Source organism: Thalassospira permensis NBRC 106175 (genome assembly GCF_000714555.1).
GTDB classification, from domain to species: Bacteria; Pseudomonadota; Alphaproteobacteria; order Rhodospirillales; family Thalassospiraceae; genus Thalassospira; species Thalassospira xiamenensis.
Genome location: NZ_AUNC01000072.1, coordinates 1 through 21,968, shown reverse-complemented (window position 1 = coordinate 21,968; position 21,968 = coordinate 1). Strand labels below are relative to the sequence as shown.

The 21,968-nt window shown below is 55.4% G+C and carries 16 protein-coding genes; 12 read left to right on the top strand and 4 right to left on the bottom strand.

The features are described from left to right. Positions 1 to 60 precede the first annotated feature (60 nt). The 10 genes from SMB34_RS20085 (at position 61) to fdhD (ending at position 14,525) form a co-directional block, all read left to right on the top strand. On the top strand, positions 61 to 1,560 hold the full coding sequence (locus SMB34_RS20085; RefSeq protein ID WP_037992680.1) for a CoA-acylating methylmalonate-semialdehyde dehydrogenase: 1,500 nt from the start codon (positions 61 to 63) through the stop codon (positions 1,558 to 1,560). A gap of 190 nt (positions 1,561 to 1,750) precedes the next feature. Further along, on the top strand, positions 1,751 to 3,178 hold the full coding sequence (locus tag SMB34_RS20080; protein ID WP_037992678.1) for a sigma-54-dependent transcriptional regulator: 1,428 nt from the start codon (positions 1,751 to 1,753) through the stop codon (positions 3,176 to 3,178). Beyond that, complete coding sequence (locus SMB34_RS20075) at positions 3,178 to 5,205, top strand: sensor histidine kinase (RefSeq protein ID WP_037992676.1); 2,028 nt, start codon at positions 3,178 to 3,180, stop codon at positions 5,203 to 5,205. Before SMB34_RS20080 ends, SMB34_RS20075 begins: the two co-directional genes overlap by 1 nt. 259 nt (positions 5,206 to 5,464) lie before the next feature. Then, a complete protein-coding gene (locus SMB34_RS20070) occupies positions 5,465 to 7,207 on the top strand; it encodes an OFA family MFS transporter (RefSeq protein ID WP_007090607.1) in 1,743 nt (580 codons plus the stop codon). A 254-nt stretch (positions 7,208 to 7,461) separates the two neighbouring features. Further along, positions 7,462 to 8,355, top strand: a complete 894-nt coding sequence (locus SMB34_RS20065; RefSeq protein WP_007090606.1) for a LysR family transcriptional regulator — start codon at positions 7,462 to 7,464, stop codon at positions 8,353 to 8,355. Positions 8,356 to 8,477: 122 nt separating this feature from the next. Then, positions 8,478 to 8,957 (top strand): formate dehydrogenase subunit gamma, encoded by a 480-nt coding sequence (locus tag SMB34_RS20060; protein WP_037992674.1) that lies wholly within the window; start codon positions 8,478 to 8,480, stop codon positions 8,955 to 8,957. Next, positions 8,954 to 10,510, top strand: a complete 1,557-nt coding sequence (locus SMB34_RS20055; protein WP_037992673.1) for a formate dehydrogenase beta subunit — start codon at positions 8,954 to 8,956, stop codon at positions 10,508 to 10,510. The genes SMB34_RS20060 and SMB34_RS20055 overlap by 4 nt, the downstream gene beginning before the upstream one ends. Before the next feature lie 5 nt (positions 10,511 to 10,515). Next, a complete protein-coding gene (gene fdhF / locus SMB34_RS20050) occupies positions 10,516 to 13,395 on the top strand; it encodes a formate dehydrogenase subunit alpha (protein ID WP_037992809.1) in 2,880 nt (959 codons plus the stop codon). Between the two features lie 96 nt (positions 13,396 to 13,491). Further along, positions 13,492 to 13,716, top strand: a complete 225-nt coding sequence (locus tag SMB34_RS20045) for a formate dehydrogenase subunit delta (RefSeq protein ID WP_037992672.1) — start codon at positions 13,492 to 13,494, stop codon at positions 13,714 to 13,716. A gap of 8 nt (positions 13,717 to 13,724) precedes the next feature. Beyond that, complete coding sequence (fdhD, locus tag SMB34_RS20040; RefSeq protein WP_037992671.1) at positions 13,725 to 14,525, top strand: formate dehydrogenase accessory sulfurtransferase FdhD; 801 nt, start codon at positions 13,725 to 13,727, stop codon at positions 14,523 to 14,525. A 6-nt stretch (positions 14,526 to 14,531) separates the two neighbouring features. On the opposite strand, the gene SMB34_RS20035 is transcribed toward fdhD, so the two are convergent. From SMB34_RS20035 to SMB34_RS20020, 4 genes are all read right to left on the bottom strand, one after another. Beyond that, complete coding sequence (locus SMB34_RS20035; protein WP_037992670.1) at positions 14,532 to 15,545, bottom strand: LacI family DNA-binding transcriptional regulator; 1,014 nt, start codon at positions 15,543 to 15,545, stop codon at positions 14,532 to 14,534. 130 nt (positions 15,546 to 15,675) lie between these two features. Next, the gene (locus SMB34_RS20030) at positions 15,676 to 17,181 is read right to left on the bottom strand and encodes a tripartite tricarboxylate transporter permease (protein WP_037992668.1); all 1,506 of its coding nucleotides are present in this window, start codon (positions 17,179 to 17,181) and stop codon (positions 15,676 to 15,678) included. Positions 17,182 to 17,207: 26 nt separating this feature from the next. After that, positions 17,208 to 17,633, bottom strand: coding sequence for a tripartite tricarboxylate transporter TctB family protein (locus SMB34_RS20025; protein ID WP_037992666.1), 426 nt, complete (start codon positions 17,631 to 17,633; stop codon positions 17,208 to 17,210). 138 nt (positions 17,634 to 17,771) lie between these two features. Then, positions 17,772 to 18,818 (bottom strand): type 2 periplasmic-binding domain-containing protein, encoded by a 1,047-nt coding sequence (locus tag SMB34_RS20020; protein WP_037992808.1) that lies wholly within the window; start codon positions 18,816 to 18,818, stop codon positions 17,772 to 17,774. Between the two features lie 346 nt (positions 18,819 to 19,164). Between SMB34_RS20020 and araD the strand changes: the two genes are divergently transcribed. Further along, positions 19,165 to 20,910, top strand: a complete 1,746-nt coding sequence (gene araD, locus SMB34_RS20015) for an L-arabinonate dehydratase (RefSeq protein ID WP_007090597.1) — start codon at positions 19,165 to 19,167, stop codon at positions 20,908 to 20,910. Between the two features lie 90 nt (positions 20,911 to 21,000). Continuing rightward, positions 21,001 to 21,912: a dihydrodipicolinate synthase family protein gene (locus SMB34_RS20010; protein ID WP_037992664.1), complete on the top strand. Its 912-nt coding sequence runs from the start codon at positions 21,001 to 21,003 to the stop codon at positions 21,910 to 21,912. The last annotated feature ends 56 nt before the right edge of the window (positions 21,913 to 21,968 follow it).

Sequence of the window (21,968 nt, the reverse complement as noted above, 5' to 3'; positions counted from 1 at the left end):
TGCGGACGGACTTCTTATGATCCGCAACAAAAGATCATCACGATTATCGGGAGAAGCCGAATGTCCAGCCAGATCACCCATTACATTAACGGCAAACGTGTCGCCGGGACTTCCGGCCGGACAGCGGCCGTGTTCAACCCGGCCACCGGTCAGCAGAGTGCGACGGTTGACCTTGCATCGAAGGCCGATGTCCGTGCCGCGGTGGAAAGCGCACGTGCAGTGGCCGCCGAATGGGCCAACACCACGCCGCTGCGTCGTGCCCGTATTCTCAATAAATTCCTTGGTATCCTTGAAAGCCGTTCCGAAGAACTGGCCGCCGCGATCACTGCCGAGCATGGCAAGGTGCTTTCGGATGCGCTGGGTGAAGTCACCCGCGGGATCGAGGTTGTTGAGTTTGCCACCGGCGCGCCGCAGCTTTTGAAGGGCGAGTTCACCGAAAATGTCGGCACCAAGGTTGACAGCCATTCGGTGCGTCAGCCGCTTGGCATTGTGGCCGGTATTACGCCGTTCAACTTCCCGGCCATGGTGCCGATGTGGATGTTCCCGGTCGCCCTTGCCTGCGGTAACTGTTTCATCCTGAAACCATCCGAACGCGATCCGTCGGCGTCGCTTCTACTCGCCGAATGGCTGAGCGAAGCAGGTCTTCCCGACGGCGTTTTCAACGTTGTGCAGGGCGACAAGGAAGCGGTTGATGCGCTTCTGTTTGATCCGGATGTCAGCGCGATCAGCTTTGTCGGTTCGACCCCGATTGCGAAGTATATCTATGAAACCGCGACTGCGCAGGGCAAGCGTTGCCAGGCGTTGGGCGGTGCGAAAAACCATATGATCGTGATGCCCGATGCCGATATGGATCAGGCGGTTGATGCCCTGATGGGGGCGGCATATGGGTCGGCTGGCGAACGCTGCATGGCGATTTCGGTTGCGGTGCCGGTGGGCAAGGCGACGGCGGATGCGCTGGTTGAAAAGCTTGTCCCGCGCATTAACGAGCTTCGGGTTGCACCGGGTACCGATCCGGCCGCCGAGATGGGGCCGCTTGTGACGGCACAGCATCGCGACAAGGTTGTCGGTTACATCAACAAGGGCGTTGAAGAAGGCGCGAAGCTGGTTGTTGATGGCCGTGACATTCGTTTGCAGGGCTATGAAGACGGTTATTTCGTTGGCGGCACCCTGTTTGACAATGTCACACCCGACATGACGATTTATAAGGAAGAAATTTTCGGCCCGGTCCTGTCGATCGTACGGACCGATGATTTCGAAACCGCGGCTGATCTTGTTGATAGCCACGAATACGGCAATGGCACTGCGATCTTTACCCGCGATGGCGATACGGCGCGTGAATTTGCCAACCGCACCCAGACCGGCATGGTCGGCATCAATGTGCCCATCCCGGTTCCGATGGCGTTCCATTCATTTGGTGGCTGGAAGGCATCCTTGTTTGGTGACCATCACATGCATGGCATGGAAGGGGTGCGGTTCTATACCCGCCTTAAAACCATTACCTCGCGCTGGCCGACGGGCATTCGCAAGGGTGCCGAATTCGTCATGCCGACGATGAAGTGATGCCGCTGGCGGCAGAAATCTTAAACTGAGCGTATCGGGCGGGGAACATCGGTTTCCCGCCCGATTTTTATTGGGCGCGCGCGAGGAACTTTGAGTAATGCGACCAACGGTTTTGCTTTTCATGTGCTGCTGATCTAATCTTCGAAAAAATAAAAACAAAATGACCGGGAAGATCGGCGGAGGAATATCAATGAGATCGACGGCAATGGGTGCGCCGGAGTTGGCGGCACCATCACCCGCAGCGCAACCGGATGGCAAGCCGGGGCCGGAATTCGGGCCGTGGCTGGAGAAAGCATCGATCCTGATCGTCGATGACGAACCGGGGATGCGCAATTTCCTTGTGCGCACATTGGGACCGCGCGCCAAACGGGTCGAAGAAGCCGCTGATTGCGAAGAAGCGACCAAACTTCTCGATCAGCATCATTTTGATGTCGTGATCCTTGATAACATCATGCCGGGCAAGTCCGGGGTCGAGTGGCTGACCGAGCAGCGCGAAATCGGTTTCTTTTCCGATGCGATCCTGATGACGGCCTATGCCGATCTGGATACCGCGATCAAGGCATTGCGGGCCGGGGCGGTTGATTTTGTCCTGAAACCGTTTCGGTCCAACCAGATTTTGAATGCGGTGGCGCGCTGCCTTGACCGGATGCGGTTGCGGCGCGAAAACCATGTTTTACGCCATGAATTGCGCGCGACATCCGATCATGTGTTGTTGCGCGACAAGCTGATTGGTTATTCGGCGCAAATCCAGGAAATCCGTGAAACCATTGCAAGGGTCGCACCCCTTCCGACATCAATACTGATTTCCGGGGAAAGCGGCACGGGCAAGGAAGTGACCGCGCGCTCGTTACATGCGTTGTCCGACCGGGCCGAAAAGCCGTTTGTGCCAATCAATTGTGCGGCCATTCCATCCGAGATGATCGAAGCAGAACTGTTCGGGCATCTGAAAGGGGCCTTTACCGGGGCGCAAACCGCGCGCGACGGGCTTTTCATGCATGCGCAGGGTGGCACATTGTTTCTGGATGAGGTGGGGGAATTGTCGCTGGCGACGCAAAGCAAGCTTTTGCGCGCGATTGAAAGCCGCCGTATCCGCCCGGTAGGGTCGGAGCGCGAGGCACCGGTCGACTTGCGGTTTGTCTTTGCCACCAATGCCGATCTGGAGGCAGAGGTCGAAGCGGGCCGGTTCCGTGCCGATCTGTTTTACCGGATCAATGTCATGCATATCGCCATGCCGCCGTTGCGGGAGCGCGGGGATGATGTGCTTGAACTTGCCAGCCTGTTCATGAGCAAACTTTCCAAGCAGCTTGGCGTGCCGCAAGTGGCGATGGATGGGGCGGTGCGGGCCGGATTGACGCGATATGACTGGCCTGGGAATGTGCGCGAATTGCGCAACCTTGTCGAGCGCACCTTGATCCTTGGGCGGTTCCCGGCCGAGTTTCGTGATGAACAGGCCGGTGCCGAAGGACATGCCGATCATGACGAAACGTTGGAGGAAATGGAGCGCCGTCACATTATGGCGATGGTGCACAAGACCGACGGCAATCGTAATGAAGCCGCACGGCGTCTGGGCATTTCGCGCAAGACAATTGACCGCAAATTTGCCGATTGGGCCGACTGATGCAGTGGCCGGGCCGCCGCACCAAACGCACCCGGTCTGTGCGGTTCAAATTGCTGGCAATTGCGTTATTGCCAACACTGGTCATCCTGCCGCTTTTGCTGGGCGTGATGATGGTGCGTTGGAACAGCAAGTTTGACGCGCTTTTGACATCAAAGGTCAATGGCGACCTGACGATTGCCCATCAATATTTCACCCATATCCTTGAAACCACCGGCGAACAGATCGAAGCCCTTGGCCAATCAGTGACGTTTCGTGATGTTCTGACATCGGGGGACCGGGCGCGGATCGATGATCTGCTGGCGGCAAAGCGGGCCGAGCTTGGTCTTGATTTCCTGTATATCGCCAATCGGCAGGGGATTGTTTCAGGGGCGTCCCCCCGGCAGGCCACCCCGCGCCTTGATGCCGACTGGCCGGTGATTGCAACAGCCCTTTCGGGGGCGTCCTTGACCGGGGTGGACATCTTTGACAATGCCGATCTGGCGGCGATTTCGCCCGATCTGGCGGCACGCGCGCGGCTTGATCTGGTGCCGACACCCAATGCAGTGCCAACCACGCGCGATGCCGAAACGCGCGGCATGGTTGTGCATTCGGCAAGTCATGTTTCCCTGCCCATGGTGGGGCCGGAGGACATTGATGGCGCGCTGGTCGGGGGCATATTGTTAAACCAGAACCTTGTGTTCATTGATACGATCAATGATCTGGTTTACCGCGAAAGCAGCCTTCCGGAAGGCAGTCAGGGGACGGCGACGCTTTTTCTTGATGATGTGCGAATCAGCACCAATGTGCGGCTGTTTGAAGGGCGACGTGCGCTGGGCACCCGTGTTTCGAGTGCGGTGCGCCAGAATGTTCTGGAAGACGGCAAGGTGTGGCTTGATAGCGCGTTTGTCGTCAATGACTGGTACATTTCAGCCTATGAGCCGATTGTGGACAGCTTTGGCGACCGTGTCGGGATGCTGTATGTCGGGTTCCTTGAAGCGCCGTTTGCCCAGACGAAATATGAAAGCCTGCTGATCATCATTGCGGCGTTTCTGTTTGTGGCAACGTTAAGCGTTCCGATCTTTCTACGCTGGGCGCGTGGCATCTTCAAGCCACTGGAACGCATGACCCAGACGATTGCCCGGGTCGAAAGCGGAGACTTTGGCGCGCGAACCCATATTGATCAGGTACAGGATGAAATATCGCTGGTGGCGGAACATCTTGATGATCTGCTTGATCAGGTGCAGGAACGTGACAAACGTTTACGCGCCTGGAACGAGGAACTGAATGCGCGGGTCGATGCGCGCACCAGCGAACTTCGCGAAGCCAACCGCCAGCTTGAGGCGACGACCAAGCAATTGATCATGTCCGAGAAACTGGCAGCCATCGGTGAAATTACCGCCGGTGTGGCCCATGAAATCAACAATCCGGTTGCGGTGCTTCAGGGGAACCTTGATGTGGTGCGTGATTTACTGGGCGAAAATGTGCGAATTGCCGAAACCGAATTCCGTCTGATTGATGAACAGGTCAGCCGCATCAACCTGATTGTCACCAAGCTTCTGCAATTTGCCAAACCCGAAGAATATGCCGGATTTGTCGAACGCCATTCACCAGGCGAGGTGATTGGCGACTGTCTGCCACTGGTGCAGCATCTGTTGAACAAGGCCGAAATCGAGGTTGCGCGCGAGAGCCGGGCCAGACGGCTTATTCTGATGAACCGGACGGAATTGCAGCAGGTGGTGGTCAATCTGATGGTCAATGCCCTGCATGCCATGCCCGGAAGTGGCACCCTGACCCTGATTGACGAGGATTTTGATCGAAACGGAAAACCTGGCATTCGCATTTCGATCCGCGATACGGGAACGGGGATGTCGTCCGACATACTGGGGCGTATTTTCGATCCTTTCTATACGACCAAGCGCCGCGAAGGCACGGGGTTGGGCTTATCGATCAGCAAAACCCTGATTGACCGGCAGGGCGGGGCCATGGCGGTTGAGAGCGAGCCAGGCAAGGGCACGTTATTCACCATCTGGTTGCCTGAAGCGGATTGATTGTTCTGCCATTAGGTTGGACATTTTGTCCGGATGGTGCATTGCACAGTAAAAATTTGTTGGACATTTTGTCCACCCGCGTGCGCTGCAACATGATGATTGTCTTTCCAAAACTTCCAGAAAATCAGGCAACAGGCTGAATGGCATAGCGATTGCGACGGTGTGGTTTCCGGGTCTTACCGATATGGCCTTGCAGCATTCATCCGATTTGGGGGGATGGGGCCGCCGGATGAACATAATACCGGGAGGAAAAACACAAATGTTTGATCGCCTTAAAAAAGAACATATCGTCGCAGGGGACGATTTCAATCGCTGGAAAGTTCCGCCAGCATCCATCGCCATTCATCTTTGTATCGGCTCTGTCTATGCGTGGTCGATTTTCAACCCGCCACTGATCAAGGAATTCGGCGTGGTTGCGTCAAGCTCTGGTGACTGGGGCCTGCAATCTGTTGTCTGGATTTTCTCGGTCGCGATTGTATTTCTGGGGCTGGCCGCGGCATTCGGCGGCAAATGGCTTGAAGAAGTAGGCCCTCGTATGGTGGGTGTTGTTGCCGCATTTTGCTGGGGCGGTGGTTTCATCATCGGTGGCATGGGCATTGCGACCCATCAGCTTTGGCTGGTTTATCTGGGTTATGGCGCGCTTGGCGGTTGTGGCCTTGGGCTTGGCTATGTATCGCCGGTATCAACCCTGATCCGCTGGTTCCCGGACCGTCGCGGCATGGCAACCGGTATGGCGATCATGGGCTTTGGCGGTGGTGCGATGATCGCAACGCCGATCAAGGAAAGCCTGCTTTCATTCTTCTATAAGGTGCCGGAATATCTTGGGCCGGAGAGTGCCGTGAACCTTGTCACCGAAGGTGGCAAGCGTATGGCCGAAGTCGGTGGCCAGATGGTCGAGGTTGTTGTGGCCGGTGCGGCACAGGTGGCGTCGGCGCCGGTGACGATCGAGCAGGGCGTATATGTTGCGGGCACGGGCAATACCGGTGCGGCGGCGACCTTCTTTACGCTTGGCATTGCCTATTTCATCGTCATGGTCATTGCGGCGTTTTCGTATCGTGTACCGCGCGAAGGATGGCTCCCGGCTGGCTGGACACCGCCGACCGCAGATACTGCATCCAAGCGCATGATCACCCAGAACAACGTTCATATCGATCAGGCCCTGAAAACCCCGCAATTCTATATGCTTTGGATCGTGCTGTGCTTTAACGTGACGGCAGGCATCGGGGTGATTGGCGTTGCCAAAACCATGATGAGCGAGATTTTCGGCAGCACCCTGCCGCTGGTGGTCAATTCCGGCTTTGCCGCGACCTATGTGTTCATGATTTCGGTTTTTAACATGTGTGGCCGGTTCTTCTGGGCGTCGATTTCGGACTATATCGGACGCAAGAACACCTACTACTGCTTCTTCATCCTTGGCATCATCCTGTATCTGTCGATCCCGTATGCTGCGGGGCAGGTCAGTGTGAACCCGGTCGTGACGTGGCTTGTGATGTTCTATGGCGCGACCATGATCATCTTCACCATGTATGGTGGCGGTTTTGCGACCATTCCGGCCTATCTGGCAGATGTTTTCGGAACCAAATATGTCGGTGGCATTCATGGTCGTCTTCTGACCGCATGGAGTGTCGCGGGCGTGCTTGGCCCGCTTGCCATCACCCAGCTGCGTCAGACATCGGTCGGCAATTCGATCAAGGAACTGGCTGCCAAGATCGATCCGGCAGCGTTTCAGGCAAAGTTCGGTGCGGGTATGGAACAGCTTGATCAGCTGATTGCGGCCAAAACCGTGACGATTGGCCGTCTGATGGAAATCGCCCCGGCCGGGACGGTTGATCCGACGCCAAGCCTTTATAACACCACCATGTATGCCATGGCGGCCTTGCTGGTGATTGGCCTGATTGCCAACGCGCTGGTCAAGCCGATCCATGACAAGCATTACATGGAGACCGCAGCGGACCCTGCCAAACCGACCCCGACCGGCCGCGAGGCAACGTCTGAGGCGTAACACCGAACCCCGGTGCCGGTCGGCTTTGGCCCTGACCGGTACCATTGGGCCCGGGTATGTTTGTCTGTCCCCGGACCCGTCTGGACATGATAGTGCATCAATGTCATGTCCGGTCCTGTTGCAGGATTAACCCTTCGGCTTTTATGGCCATTCGGGTTATCCTGCAATCAGGACACCCGCCCCGCAAATGGTGTCCATCAATCACATAAAGTGCGCCACCAGACGGGGTTTCCCCGAAAGGCGCCGGATACGCCATGATCGACAAACTCGAAATGTTTATCGTGCTTGCCAGAGAGCAGCATTTTGGTCACGCCGCCGAGGAATGCGGTGTGACACAGCCGACCCTTTCCAGTGCCCTTCGCCAGCTTGAAGACCATCTTGGTGTGGTGCTGGTGCGTCGTGGTTCGCGCTATCAGGGGCTAACGCCAGAAGGCGAGCGGGTTCTGGAATGGGCGCGCCATATTGTCGGAAGTTCGCGTTCGATGCGTGATGAAATGCGCGCGATGCGGTTCGGTCTGACCGGGCAGGTGCAGATTGCGGTTATTCCGACAGCACTTTCGATGGTGCATGAATTGACCACGCCGTTTCGCGAAAAGCATCCGGATGTGACCTTTGCGGTACTGTCGCGGACTTCGACAGAAATTCAGGCGCTGCTTGATAATCTTCAAATCGATGTCGGGATTACCTATCTGGATAATGAGCCGCTTGGCCGTGTGACATCGATCCCGCTTTATTATGAGCGCTATCATCTTGTGACATCGAATTTCGATGATATCGGTGACCGCGAAAGCATCACGTGGCGTGAGGCGGCAGAATTTCCGTTATGTTTGCTGACACCCGATATGCAGAACCGGCGGATTATCAATCAGCATCTGAACGAGGCGGGCGCGCGTATCAGCCCGACGCTGGAAAGTGATTCGATGATTGCGCTTTTTACCCATGTGCATACCGGTAACTGGGCCAGCATCATGCCGGTCAAGATGGTCAAGGAATTCAGTATGCGCGACCGGGTCAAATCGATCCCGATTGTTGATCCTGATGCGTCGCATCTGGTGGGTATGATCGCGGCAAAGCGCGAACCGGCAACACCGGTTGTGTCGGCGTTGCTGAAAGAGGCAAAGAATATTTCTGAACTGGAGCCCGCCTGAGAGGGCTTGATAGGTTTTCGCTATCGCGTAACGGGATGGCTTTATTGAACGGGCGTTGGCAATCACCGACACTGTCAGGAATAACAAAGAATTCAATAGACTGCTAAGTGAGAGAGGCTTGCATGTCTGCAACAGAGACGACCGAGGAAATATCCGTCCGGGTTGGTACCATTTGTGATGGTCTGGCCGGACTTGAAGGACCGCTTTTGCCGATTCTGCATGAAGTGCAGGAAGAATTTGGCTTTATTCCCGAAGGTGCCCTTCAGACCATTGCCAAGAAGCTCAATCTCAGCCGGGCGGAAGTCCACGGGGTTGCCAGTTTTTATCATGATTTCCGTGAAGAAAAGCCGGGCAGACACGTGATCAAGATCTGCCGCGCCGAGGCGTGCCAGTCGATGGGCGCGGATGATCTGAGCGATCATGCGAAGCGCAAACTGAAAGTCGACTGGTCGGAAACGACCAGCGACCAGAATGTGACGCTTGAACCGGTTTTCTGTCTTGGGCTTTGTGCCTGTGCGCCGGCCGCCGTGGTGGATGGCAAGGTCATCGGACGGGTCAGCAAGGATCGCCTTGATCGCATCCTGAGCGAGGTGGGATCATGACAGTCAAGATTTACGTCCCGCTTGACTCAGGTTCCGTTGCCCTTGGTGCGGACGAAGTCGCAACTGCCATTGCCGCGACGGCGGCGAAACGCGGCGAAGATGTTCAGATCGTGCGTAACGGTTCGTTTGGCATGTACTGGCTGGAGCCGATGGTCGAGGTCGAAACATCGCGCGGTCGTCTGGCCTATGGCCCGGTCGCGGTCGAAGATGTGGATAGCCTGTTTGATGCCGGTTTCCTGAACGGTAGTGATCATAAACGTTACCTTGGCCATACGCAGGATATCCCGTTCCTGAAGGCGCAGACGCGCCTGACCTTCCAGCGGTGCGGGATTATTGATCCGGTGTCGCTTGACGATTACCGTGCCAATGACGGGCTCAAGGGGCTTGAAAATGCCCTTAAGATGACATCCGAGGATATCGTCAAGGCAGTGACGGATTCAGGTCTGCGCGGGCGCGGTGGTGCCGGTTTCCCGACGGGTATCAAATGGAATACGGTCCGGCAGGCACCGGGCGATCAGAAATACATCGTCTGTAACGCCGACGAAGGCGACAGTGGTACATTTGCCGACCGCATGATCATGGAGGGCGAGCCATTCGTTCTGATCGAAGGCATGATCATTGCCGGTCTGGCGACCGGGGCGACCAAGGGATATGTCTATACAAGGTCGGAATATCCTGATGCGATCCGCATCATGAACGAAGCAATAGAAGTCGCACGGGCAAACAAGCTGCTGGGGCCTAAGGTTCTGGGATCGGATTACGCGTTCGACATGGAAGTCCGCATGGGGGCGGGTGCCTATGTCTGTGGCGAGGAAACCTCGCTGTTGAACAGCATGGAAGGCAAACGGGGGGTTGTTCGCGCCAAGCCGCCGCTTCCAGCACTTGAGGGCTTCATGGCACGGCCGACGGTTGTTAACAACGTTATCTCGTTGTGTTCGGTGCCGGTAATCCTTGAAAAGGGTGCGGAATATTACCGCGATTTCGGCATGGGCCGTTCGCGCGGGACCATCCCGATCCAGATCGCGGGCAATGTCAAACATGGCGGCCTTTATGAAACGGCCTTTGGCCTGACACTGGGGGAAATCGTTGATCAGATCGGTGGGGGTACTGCAAGTGGTCGCCCGGTCAAGGCGGTTCAGGTTGGTGGCCCGCTGGGCGCGTATTTCCCGCGCGAATTGTTTGACACGCCATTTGATTACGAGGCATTCGCCAAGGCAGACGGTTTGATCGGTCATGCCGGTGTTGTCGTGTTTGACGACAGTGTCGACATGATGAAACAGGCCCGTTTTGCCATGGAATTCTGTGCGATTGAATCCTGTGGCAAATGCACGCCATGCCGCATTGGATCAACACGCGGCACCGAAGTTGTGGATAAAATCGCGCGCGGCGAAGATCCCGAAATGCAAAAGGAACTTCTGGCCGATCTGTGTGAAACGATGAAGTTCGGGTCGCTATGTGCGCTGGGCGGGTTTACGCCCTATCCGGTGATGAGCGCGCTGACCCATTTCCCTGATGATTTCAAGCCTCATGCGCTTGACATAGCTGCGGAGTGAGAACGATGTCCTTGATACAAGAAGTCGACTACGGAACCCCCGCCGCGAAATCCGAAAAGACCGTGACAATTAATGTCGACGGATTTGATGTGACCGTGCCCGAAGGCACGTCGATCATGCGGGCTTCAATGGAGGCGGGCATTCAGGTGCCGAAACTATGCGCGACCGACATGGTCGATGCGTTCGGTTCATGCCGCCTGTGTCTGGTGGAAATCGAAGGCCGCAATGGCACCCCGTCATCCTGCACGACCCCGGTCGCGGATGGCATGGTTGTTCATACCCAGACCGAAAGATTGAAGAAAATCCGCAAGGGCGTGATGGAACTTTATATTTCCGATCACCCGCTGGATTGCCTGACCTGTGCGGCGAATGGTGACTGCGAATTGCAGGATATGGCCGGTGCGGTTGGCCTGCGCGATGTGCGTTATGGTTATGATGGGGGCAACCACGTCAAGACCCGCCAGAATGGCGAGGAAAACCCGCGCTATATGGCCAAGGACGAGAGCAACCCGTATTTCACCTATGACCCGTCGAAATGTATCGTCTGTTCGCGGTGTGTGCGGGCGTGCGAGGAAGTGCAGGGGACTTTTGCCCTGACCATTGAGGGGCGCGGGTTTGAAAGCCGGGTGTCGCCGGGCATGCATGAAAACTTCCTGGATTCAGAATGCGTGTCGTGTGGTGCCTGTGTTCAGGCCTGCCCGACGGCAACGCTTCAGGAAAAATCGGTGATCGAAATCGGTCAGCCGGAACATTCGGTCGTTACCACCTGTGCCTATTGCGGGGTCGGCTGTTCGTTCAAGGCGGAAATGCGCGGCGATGAGTTGGTGCGCATGGTGCCTTACAAGGATGGCAAAGCCAACCGCGGGCATTCGTGCGTTAAGGGGCGGTTTGCTTATGGCTATGCCAGCCATAAGGACCGTATCCTGAACCCGATGATCCGCGAAAACACGTCTGATCCGTGGCGCGAAGTCAGTTGGGAAGAAGCCCTTAGATACACGGCGGACAAGTTCCGTTCGATTCAGGCAAAATACGGCAAGGCCGCGATTGGCGGGATTACGTCATCGCGTTGCACGAACGAGGAAACCTTCCTTGTGCAGAAGCTGATCCGGGCCGGGTTTGGCAATAACAACGTTGATACGTGCGCGCGTGTCTGTCATTCGCCGACCGGTTATGGCCTTAAAACCACATTCGGGACATCGGCCGGGACGCAGGATTTTGACAGTGTCGAACATACCGATGTGGTGATCCTGATCGGGGCCAATCCGACGGACGGGCATCCTGTTTTTGCATCGCGCCTTAAAAAGCGGTTGCGTCAGGGGGCGGAGCTGATCGTGATTGATCCGCGTCGCATTGATCTGGTGCAGTCACCGCATATCAAGGCCGCCGCCCATCTGGCATTGCGTCCGGGTACCAATGTTGCGGTTCTGACGTCGCTTGCGCATGTGATTGTGACCGAAGGCCTGTTTGACGAGGCATTCATTCGCGAACGGTGCGACTGGGATGAATTCCAGGATTGGGCGGCGTTTGTGTCCGATCCGCAAAACAGCCCGGAAGAGGTCGAACGCCTGTCGGGGGTTCCGGCGGAAACCGTGCGCAAGGCGGCGCGTATTTTTGCGCGCGGTGGCAATGGCGCGATCTATTACGGGCTTGGCGTGACCGAACACAGCCAGGGATCAACCACGGTAATGGCGATTGCCAACCTTGCGATGGCGACGGGTAATATCGGGCGTCCGGGTGTGGGTGTGAACCCGCTTCGTGGGCAGAACAACGTGCAGGGTTCGTGTGATATGGGATCGTTCCCGCATGAATTACCGGGTTATCGCCATATTAGCGATGATGCGACGCGCGACGTGTTTGAAAAAATCTGGGGCGTCAAACTCGATGGCGAACCGGGTCTTCGCATTCCCAACATGCTTGATGCCGCGGTCGAAGGCACGTTCAAGGGCATCTATATTCAGGGTGAAGACATCCTGCAATCGGACCCGGATACCAAGCATGTCGCCGCCGGTCTTGCGGCGATGGAATGCGTTGTGGTTCATGACCTGTTTTTGAACGAAACAGCAAATCATGCGCATGTGTTCCTGCCCGGTTCGACCTTCCTTGAGAAAGATGGGACATTTACCAATGCGGAACGTCGTATCAACCGTGTTCGCAAGGTGATGAGCCCGAAAAACGGCTTTGCCGATTGGGAAGTGACCCAGAATCTGGCGCGTGCGATGGGGCTTGATTGGAGCTATAACCATCCATCACAGATCATGGATGAAATTGCCCGCACCACGCCAAGCTTTGCCGGGGTCAATTATGACCTTCTGGAACGCGAAGGATCGATCCAGTGGCCATGCAATGAAAAGGCGCCGCTGGGGACGCCGGTGATGCATATCGACGGCTTTGTGCGCGGCAAGGGCAAGTTTGTTGTGACCGAATATGTTGCAACCGACGAGCGTACCGGACCGCGCTTCCCGCTGTTGCTGACGACGGGGCGCATCCTTAGCCAATATAACGTTGGGGCACAGACCCGTCGTACGCAAAACACTGCATGGCACAAGGAAGACCTGCTTGAAATCCATCCCCATGATGCCGAACAGCGTGGCATTCGCGAAGGGGACTGGATCCGTCTGGCCTCACGGTCGGGTGAAACGTCGTTGCGAGCAACGATTACCGACCGGGTTGCACCGGGGGTGGTTTACACGACCTTCCACCATCCGGGCACACAGGCCAACGTGATCACCACCGATTATACCGACTGGGCGACCAACTGCCCGGAATACAAGGTTACCGCGGTTCAGGTCACGCCGAGTAACGGACCGACCGAATGGCAGGTGGAGTATGACAAGCAGGCTGAACAGTCACGCCGGATCCTTCCACGTGTCGATGCGGCCGAATAGGCGCGAAATGTTGCCCGGTTTCATGATAGGATCGTGTCATGAAACCGGGTGTTTTCGTCCGTAAAATCAAGAATTCCGGCGGGAGATTAAACGTTAATGGAACCTGACAAACTCGTCTACATGGCCAATCAGATCGCGACCTTTTTCACATCAAAACCCCACGCCGAAGGGGTCGAGGGGGTGGCCGGGCATATCAGCGATTTCTGGGAACCGCGCATGCGCAAGCAGCTTTTTGACATGATCGAAAGAGGCAATGGCGGTTTCCATCCGCTGGTGATCGAAGCCGCCCCATTGATCCGCAAGGTCAAACAACCGGCGTGACAGCAAAAATGACATCGGCAAATCGCATCATTGATGGCCGTGACCATGATCCGGCGCGTGCCGTGACGCGCGGCGATGGCACTGGTGATGCACCGATGATCCTGCAGCCGGAAATCCCGGCGGCACTGACGTTCAATGGCACGTCCCACGCGGTAATGATGGTGTCGCCGCACGATCTTGAAGATTTCATGATCGGGTTTGCCCTGTCCGAAGGCATTGCCGATCATGCCGGGCAGATCAATTTGCGTGATGTGCGCAAAACCTTGCAGGGTTATGTGATCGAGGCCGATCTGGATGAGGATATTCTGGATCGGCTTGAAATCCGCAAGCGCACTCTTGAAGGGCGTTCGGGTTGCGGGCTTTGCGGGGTGCAGTCGCTTGAGGCGGTGGCGATGGACCGGATCGGTAAGGTGACGCCTTCAAATATGCCACAAGACATCGTGCTTGGTGCGATTGACGCCCTTCCCGATCAGCAGACGCGCAACCGTGAAGGCGGCGGTCTTTTACATGCCAGTGCCTTTGTCGATGCGACTGGCTCCATCCGCATTGTGCGCGAGGATATCGGGCGTCATAATGCGCTCGACAAGGTTCTGGGTGCGGTGGTGCGTCAGGGTGTTGATAAGGCCGGTGGTTTCATCCTTATGACCAGCCGCTGTTCATATGAAATCGTCACCAAAACCGTGCAATGCGGGGTGGGCGGACTTGTAACCCTTTCGGGGCCGACATTAACCGCGGTCAATCTGGCGCGACAGGCGGGATTGACGATGATCTGCCGCGAACGGCGCGGGTTGTTCCGGCGTTTTGCCTAAGCCAAATCAGGCGGAATCCCGTTCGACAATTTCAAATCCGATATCGATGCAGTTTTTTTGCAGCGGCTTTTTGTCGATGCGTGCCATTAAGGCTGTCGCCGCCTGAGAGCCCAGATAAGCCCGGTCAACGTGAAGCGATGTCAAACTTGGTACTGTGAAAGCGGCAAAATTCTGGTTCCCAAAGCCGATCACTGCAATGTCTTCGGGGATGCGCAGATTGCGTGTCTGCGCTTCGATGATGACCCCATGTGCCAGCAGGTCGGAACTGCACATGACAACGCCGTTCTTGAAGCCCTCATCAATAGCCTGTGCAAGCGATTTTCGTCCCAGTTCCAGACTGGCGGGACTATCCAGGCATATCTCTTTGACGGGATTGTTGCCTAGCTTGCGAAAGGTTTCGCAGAAAGCATCCTTACGTCGCAGCGCACGTTCGTCGGCGGCCGAAATGGCCAGCGCATTGCGATAGCCCTTTTTATGCGCGAACTTCGCGGTTTCCTCGCCCGATTTTGCATGTGAAAAGCCAACACAGGTATCAATCGGGGATTCCGTCATGTCCCAGATTTCAACAACCGGAATTCCGGAGCCCAGAAGCATCCGTTTGCATTTTGCCGAATGATTGATCCCGGTCATCATGATGCCATCGGGGCGACGGCTTAGCATGGTTGCGAGGACCGATTCTTCTTCTTCCATAGAAAGGCCGGTTTCAGCAGTCAGAACATGATAGCCATGCCCGCGCATCACCTGAATGAAATGCTTGATGAATTCGGAATAGGCGAAGTTGGTGATGGATGGGATCAGGGCAACAATCAGGTGACTTCGCTTGGATGCCAGGGCCCCGGCGACCATGTTTGGCACATAACCGGTCAGTTCGATTGCATCTTTGATGCGTTGAAGTGTCTTTGCGGACACTTTGGACGGATCGTTAAGGGCACGCGAAACCGTCACCTGCGACACACCGGCAAGTCGCCCGACAGATTCCATCGTTACGGTGCCCGAATGGTGTTCTTTGTTCTGAGACATTGTGTGCGGTGTTTCGTTTTTCGGCAAAACGGTTTCTCTGTTGAAGTCATTTTGTGAAGGCGCCCTTGGCATCGGCTTGATCCGAGGGCACCTTCACATTGGCATCACTGGATGGCAATCGCGTTTTATCTTAATTGCCAGATGTCGTCAGGTCCCGTTTCTTTTTGCGAGAAATTGCAACCGAGAACCAGACGGAAAGTGCAATCAGTATCCACAACAGAACCGCGATCCAGCTTTTGGTGAAGAAGATCGAGAGCGTACCAAATGATTCAATGCTTTTGACGAAATAGATTTCCGCCGACGGACCAAGGATAAAACCGATGATGAAGGGGGCGATTTCCAAGCCGATTTTATGGGCAAAGTAGCCAAACAAACCGAATATCAACAACGTCCAGACATCAAACATCACGCCGTAATTGATGGTGTATGCGCCAACAACGCACATCATCAAGATGATCGGAAACAGGATGTTTTTCGGGATCATCACCACCTTGGCGATGTGCCGGATGGCAAAGATCATGACAATCAGCATCACGATGTTTGCTGCAAGCATGGCAACAATCATCGCATCCCAGGTTACCGGATTGTTGCCGATAAACAGGGGGCCGACCTGAATGCCCTGCAAGGTGAAGGCACCGATCAGGATGGCGGTTGTGGAATCACCGGGAATGCCAAGCGAAAGCAACGGTACCAGCGCGCCGCCGGTCAGGCCGTTATTCGCACTTTCCGATGCCATGACGCCGGAAGGTTCGCCTTTGCCAAAGCGTTCCGGATTTTTTGAAAAGTTTTTTTGCTGGCTATAGGCCAGGATCGATGCGGCACTGCCGCCGACACCGGGCAAAATGCCCACAAAAGTACCAATCCCCGAAGATCGTATCAGGTTGACGAACTGACCTTTGAAGACGGAAAAATCGAAACGTTTGCCTTTGCCGATCTTGACCGATGAAAGACCTTTTTCGTCCTTCATGCCACTTTCGGCTTCGATCAGGATGGTCGACAGGCCAAAGATGCCGATCAGTACCGGCAGCAGCGAGAAGCCACCTTCAAGGTAATATTCCAGAAATTCAGGTACCAGACGCAATTCGCCGTTGCCGCCGCGCGAAATATCGTAGGCACCGATCAGGCTAAGGAAGATACCAAGCACGCCACTGAAAACGCCAACGAGCATGTTGCTGCTAAGTGCTGCCATAACGGTCAGCGCAAAGAAGATGATTAGGAATTTTTCAACATATGAAAATTTGATCGCAAAGTCGGCAAGTGCGGGGGCAAAGAAGAAGAGTGCCGCCAGACTGATGATGCCGCCGACAAAAGATGAAATGACTGCGATCCGAAGGGCGCTTTCTCCGTCGCCCTTTTGGGTCATGGGGTAGCCGTCAAATGTGGTGGCGATTGAGGATGGCGTTCCCGGGATATTCAAAAGAATAGCCGGAACAAGTCCGCCCGAAATGCCGCCAACATAAAGACCCAGCAAAAGGGCCAGACCGTTTTCCAGACCAAGGGAATAGGTCAGCGGTAAACACACCGCGACCGCCATGGTTGCCGTCATTCCGGGGATCGCACCAAAAATGATGCCGATCACCGTGCCGGATGCAACCAGGGTAAAGAAGAACGGCGTTAAAATGGAAAGAAAATCCATATCAAATCTCTCGTGTCGTTCTTGGCTTAAGGAAGCGATATGTTGAAAAGTTCCGACAGCAGGTACCAGACAACGCTTGGTGCTATCAGGGCATTCAGGCCCGCGATCAGCAGATGCCGCTTATCGCGCTGCTTCAGGTAAAGCACGCTCATGGCAAACAGGTAGGGGATCGAACAGATATAAAACCCGAGGCCGGTATTCGGATAAAAGTCGCCCACCCATGGCATGGCGATGAAATAAAGAACGGTACCGGCGAGGGTTCCGAAAAAACGCATATGGTCAATTTTGGCCGGCCACCAGGGGACGGAGCCAACCGTTGCCAAAATCGCGCGACTTCGCGTTGCCAGTATCGCAACCAGTAAAATGCCAAGCACAATGGCAACGATGGTTGGAAATACCGTGTGCGATGTATCGAAATCAATGGACACTGATAAAAGCGATTCCAGTGACATGAAGTATCTCCTTCTTATCCCGCGCTGCCCAATGTGCTGAAAACGTGTCGGTTTTAGCGGCGGGCACGGTTGTCGGGATAGTCTTCATCTGTCGATGTTCCTGTTGGCCCGGCAGATGGCCGGGCCAACAGGGAATGGCTAGTTCGTTGAAATCGAAGAGATGATTTTCCGGATGGTTTCGCTTTTACCTTCAAGATAGGCAGAGGCTTCTTTCGATGGCAGGAAGTTCGGAATGAAGAAGGAATTCTTCTGGGTTTCCTGAATTTTGCCTTCGGCATAGATTTCGGCAAGGGCATTGTCGATGGTTTCGACGATTGCCGGATCCATGTCTTTGTTGAAGAGGAAGAAGAACTCTTTATCAAAGGTGAAGTCGTTCGTGCCGTCCATCGTGACGCTTACATTCGGTGTGGTGTAGCCGAGCAATTCTTCGCTGGTCGTGTTGCCCATGCCTTCCGGATTTGCCTGTTTGATGGTTTTTTCACGGGCTGTTACCCAGATGAAACGCATCGCTTTCTGGTCGTCCTGCGGAAGCTGGGTGAACTGTTCGTTTGCCTGTACGGAGCCGTTGATCACATCGGCCTGGCGATCAAACAGAAGCTGGTTTTTATCTGCCTGCGAACCGGTATTGACGGCGACGATGTTTTCTTCAGCGCCCGGATACATGATTTTTGCTGCGTTTTTCATCGCAGAAAGACCGATTTCCGAAACGCCACCAGCCTGAATGGCGACGCGAATGCGCTGTCCGGCAGCCGCAGCGGCAAAGACGTCTTCCATTGATTTGAACGGAGAGTCTTTCGCGACAAGGTATGCGTTGCCCGGATTGATCGAGACGGTGGCGCCGACATTGTATTTTTCAAAAATATTGTCGTAACCGCGAACGCCATAAAGGTTGCCCATATAGGCACCGTCATGGAACATCATAAGCGTCGTGCCACGTGAATCGCGATCAAGCGCCTTGAAGGCTTCGCTCACACCAACGGCATCAACCTTGACGTTGATATCGAGTTTTTTCGAAAGTGCTTCGGCGATGATTGCGCTGTTCTGATAGGTGTCGCCACCGGTTGACTTCGAACCGATGACCAGTCGAACGTTGCTTGGCAGGTCGGCTGCGTTGGCAAGAGACGGTGCTGCGAGCATGGCTGCAAGCCCGACGGCAGTGGCGAGGGTTTTGAAAAGTCCGGTCATTGTTTCCTCCCGAATGACGCGATCCTGAATAAGGGCTCCTTGCCCGAGATGCCCGGCCGGGGTGGTTCCCGATAGGCCTGCGCTTTGCTTGTTCTTGTTATTGTTTCCTGTAAAATTCCAAGCGTAATGAAAGCGCATACATAAATTCATACAAGTCGATTTAACTTCTGTCAATCCCGGAATATTTGGTCTTTTTGTATAAGCTTCACACGGGAAAATACCTGTAAGATAACTTGACAACATTGATGTGTATGCGCATACATGGCATCATAAATGAAATTGCATTGTTCTGTCGGGTTTGCATGTGCATAGTCACCCGGCAGGGCAGATACACGGGAGGAACGCCATGTCCGAAAAACAAAAAAAATCTGCCGAAGACCTTAGAAGTGCGCGCTGGTTTGCGCCCGACGATCTGCGCTCTTTTGGTCACCGTTCGCGTCTAATGCAGATGGGGCTTGATCCGGAAGACTGGACAGGTCGCCCGGTCATCGGAATTCTGAATACCTGGTCGGAATTGAACCCGTGCCACGCTCATTTCCGCGAACGTTCCGGTGACGTCAAAAAAGGCGTGCATCAGGCGGGTGGTTTCCCGGTCGAACTTCCGGCGATTTCGGTTGATGAATCTTTCACCAAGCCGACCTCGATGCTGTATCGCAACCTGCTGGCGATGGAGACGGAAGAGCTGATCCGTTCGCATCCGCTCGATGGTGTGGTTTTGATGGGCGGTTGCGACAAAACCACGCCGGGTCTTGTCATGGGTGCGATTTCGGCGGGTGTGCCGATGATCTATCTTCCGGCTGGCCCGATGTTGCGCGGGAATTATGCCGGTAAAATCCTTGGTTCCGGGTCGGATGCGTGGAAATACTGGGATGAACGCCGTGCGGGTAACATCAGTGACGAGGAATGGGTGGGGGTCGAAGGCGGCATCGCACGTTCTTATGGTCATTGCATGACCATGGGCACTGCATCGACCATGACCGCGATTGCCGAAGCCATGGGGCTTTGCCTTCCTGGCGCGTCGTCGATCCCGGCACCGGATGCCGGTCATATCCGTATGTCGACCCAGTGTGGTCGTCGCATCGTTGATATGGTCTGGGAAGATCTGACGCCTGAAAAAATCGTCACCCCGGCGTCGGTAAGAAACTCTGCCGTTGTTGCGATGGCGACCGGTTGTTCGACCAATGCGGTGGTGCATCTTCTGGCGATGGCGCGCCGGGCCAGCATCAAGCTTGATCTTGATGATCTTGACGCTCTTGGCCGTACCACGCCGCTGATTGCCAATATCCGGCCGTCGGGCAAGGGGGATTACCTGATGGAAGATTTCTTCTATGCCGGTGGTCTGCGCGCCCTGATGGCGGAACTTGGCGACAAGCTTGATACAAGCGTTACGACGGTGACCGGCAAGACGCTTGGAGAAACCCTTGAGGGCGCGACGGTTTATAACGACGATGTCATTCGTCCGCTGTCCAACCCGGTCTATCACGAAGGATCGCTTGCCGTGCTGCGCGGCAATCTGTGCCCGGACGGGGCGGTGATCAAACCGGCCGCCTGTGATGAACGGTTCCGCAATCATCAGGGGCCTGCACTTGTATTTGACAGCTACCCGGAAATGAAAAAGGCGGTTGATGACGAAAATCTTGATATCACGCCCGATCATGTGATGGTTCTACGCAATGCCGGGCCGCTTGGCGGGCCGGGATTCCCGGAATGGGGGATGCTGCCGATCCCGAAAGCGCTGATCAAGCAGGGGCATCGTGACATGTTGCGCATTTCGGATGCGCGTATGTCGGGCACGTCTTATGGGGCGTGTGTGCTTCATGTTGCGCCGGAAAGCTATATCGGCGGGCCGCTCGCCCTTTTGAAAACCGGCGATATCGTGAAGCTTGATCTTGATAACCGTCGTCTGGACATGCTGGTGGATGAAGATGAACTCGAACGGCGTCGCGCGGCTTGGAAAAAGCCCGAGGATCGCTATCAGCGCGGTTATGGCTGGATGTTTGGCAAGCATGTCACCCAGGCCAATGAAGGCTGTGATTTCGACTTCCTGTCGCCCGACTTCGGCAAAACCGCCGGTGAGCCGGATATCTTCTGATTAGCCGGTTGGTTGATCCGGCAATGATCGATGACAAACTGGTGGCGCACCCATCGCGCCACCACCAACAGAATTCAGGGACTTTGACCAATGGCACTTTCCAAAGCCGATTTGCGTGGCGTGCTGTCCGGGATTTCCGGCATTCTTGTTACGCCTTATGATGAAAACGGCGATGTCGCGCCGAAAAAACTCTCCCCGATCATTGATCGTGCGCTGGCCGCGGGTGTCCATTTTCCGGTGGTAAACGGCAATACCGGCGAATTTTATGCGCTGACCACGGACGAGGCCATCACCATGGCCAGATCGGTTGCCGAAATGCTTGATGGTCGCGTGCCGATGCTGGCAGGTGTCGGGCGTGGCATTCGCGATGCGGTTGCATTGGCAAAGGCATCGGCGGACGCCGGTGCCGAGGCGCTTATGATCCATCAGCCGCCAGATCCCTTTGTCGCGCCGCGTGGTGTTGTCGACTATCTTAAACGCATTGCCGATGCGTCGGATGGTTTGCCGATGATGCTGTATCTTCGCAACGATACGATTGGCACCAAGGCGATTGCCGACCTATGTGCAGTTGAAGGTGTTGCCGGTGTCAAATGGGCGACGCCAAATCCGATGAAGCTGGCCGAGGCGATTTCAGCCTGCGATCCTGATATCGTCTGGGTTGGCGGGCTTGCCGAAGTCTGGGCGCCTACCTTCTATGCGGTGGGCGCGCGCGGCTTTACGTCGGGTCTGATCAATGTGTGGCCGGAACGTTCGATGGCGATCCATGCGGCCCTTGAAGGCGGCGATTACGAAACCGCACGCAAACTGATTTCGGAAATGCGGGCATTTGAAGATGTCCGAGCCGAAGAAATGAACGGTACCAACGTGACCGGAGTTAAATCCGCGTTGCAGATTCTGGGCAATGATTGCGGACCGACGCGCCCGCCATCAGCTTGGCCCCTGACGCCTGCGCAGCATGACAAGCTTGTCGTCTTCATGCGCGAAAACAAACTAGTGAAATAAGCGCCGGGATATCCCCGCTTAAAGGAGGCACCAATGTCCTATAACCTGACAGGAAA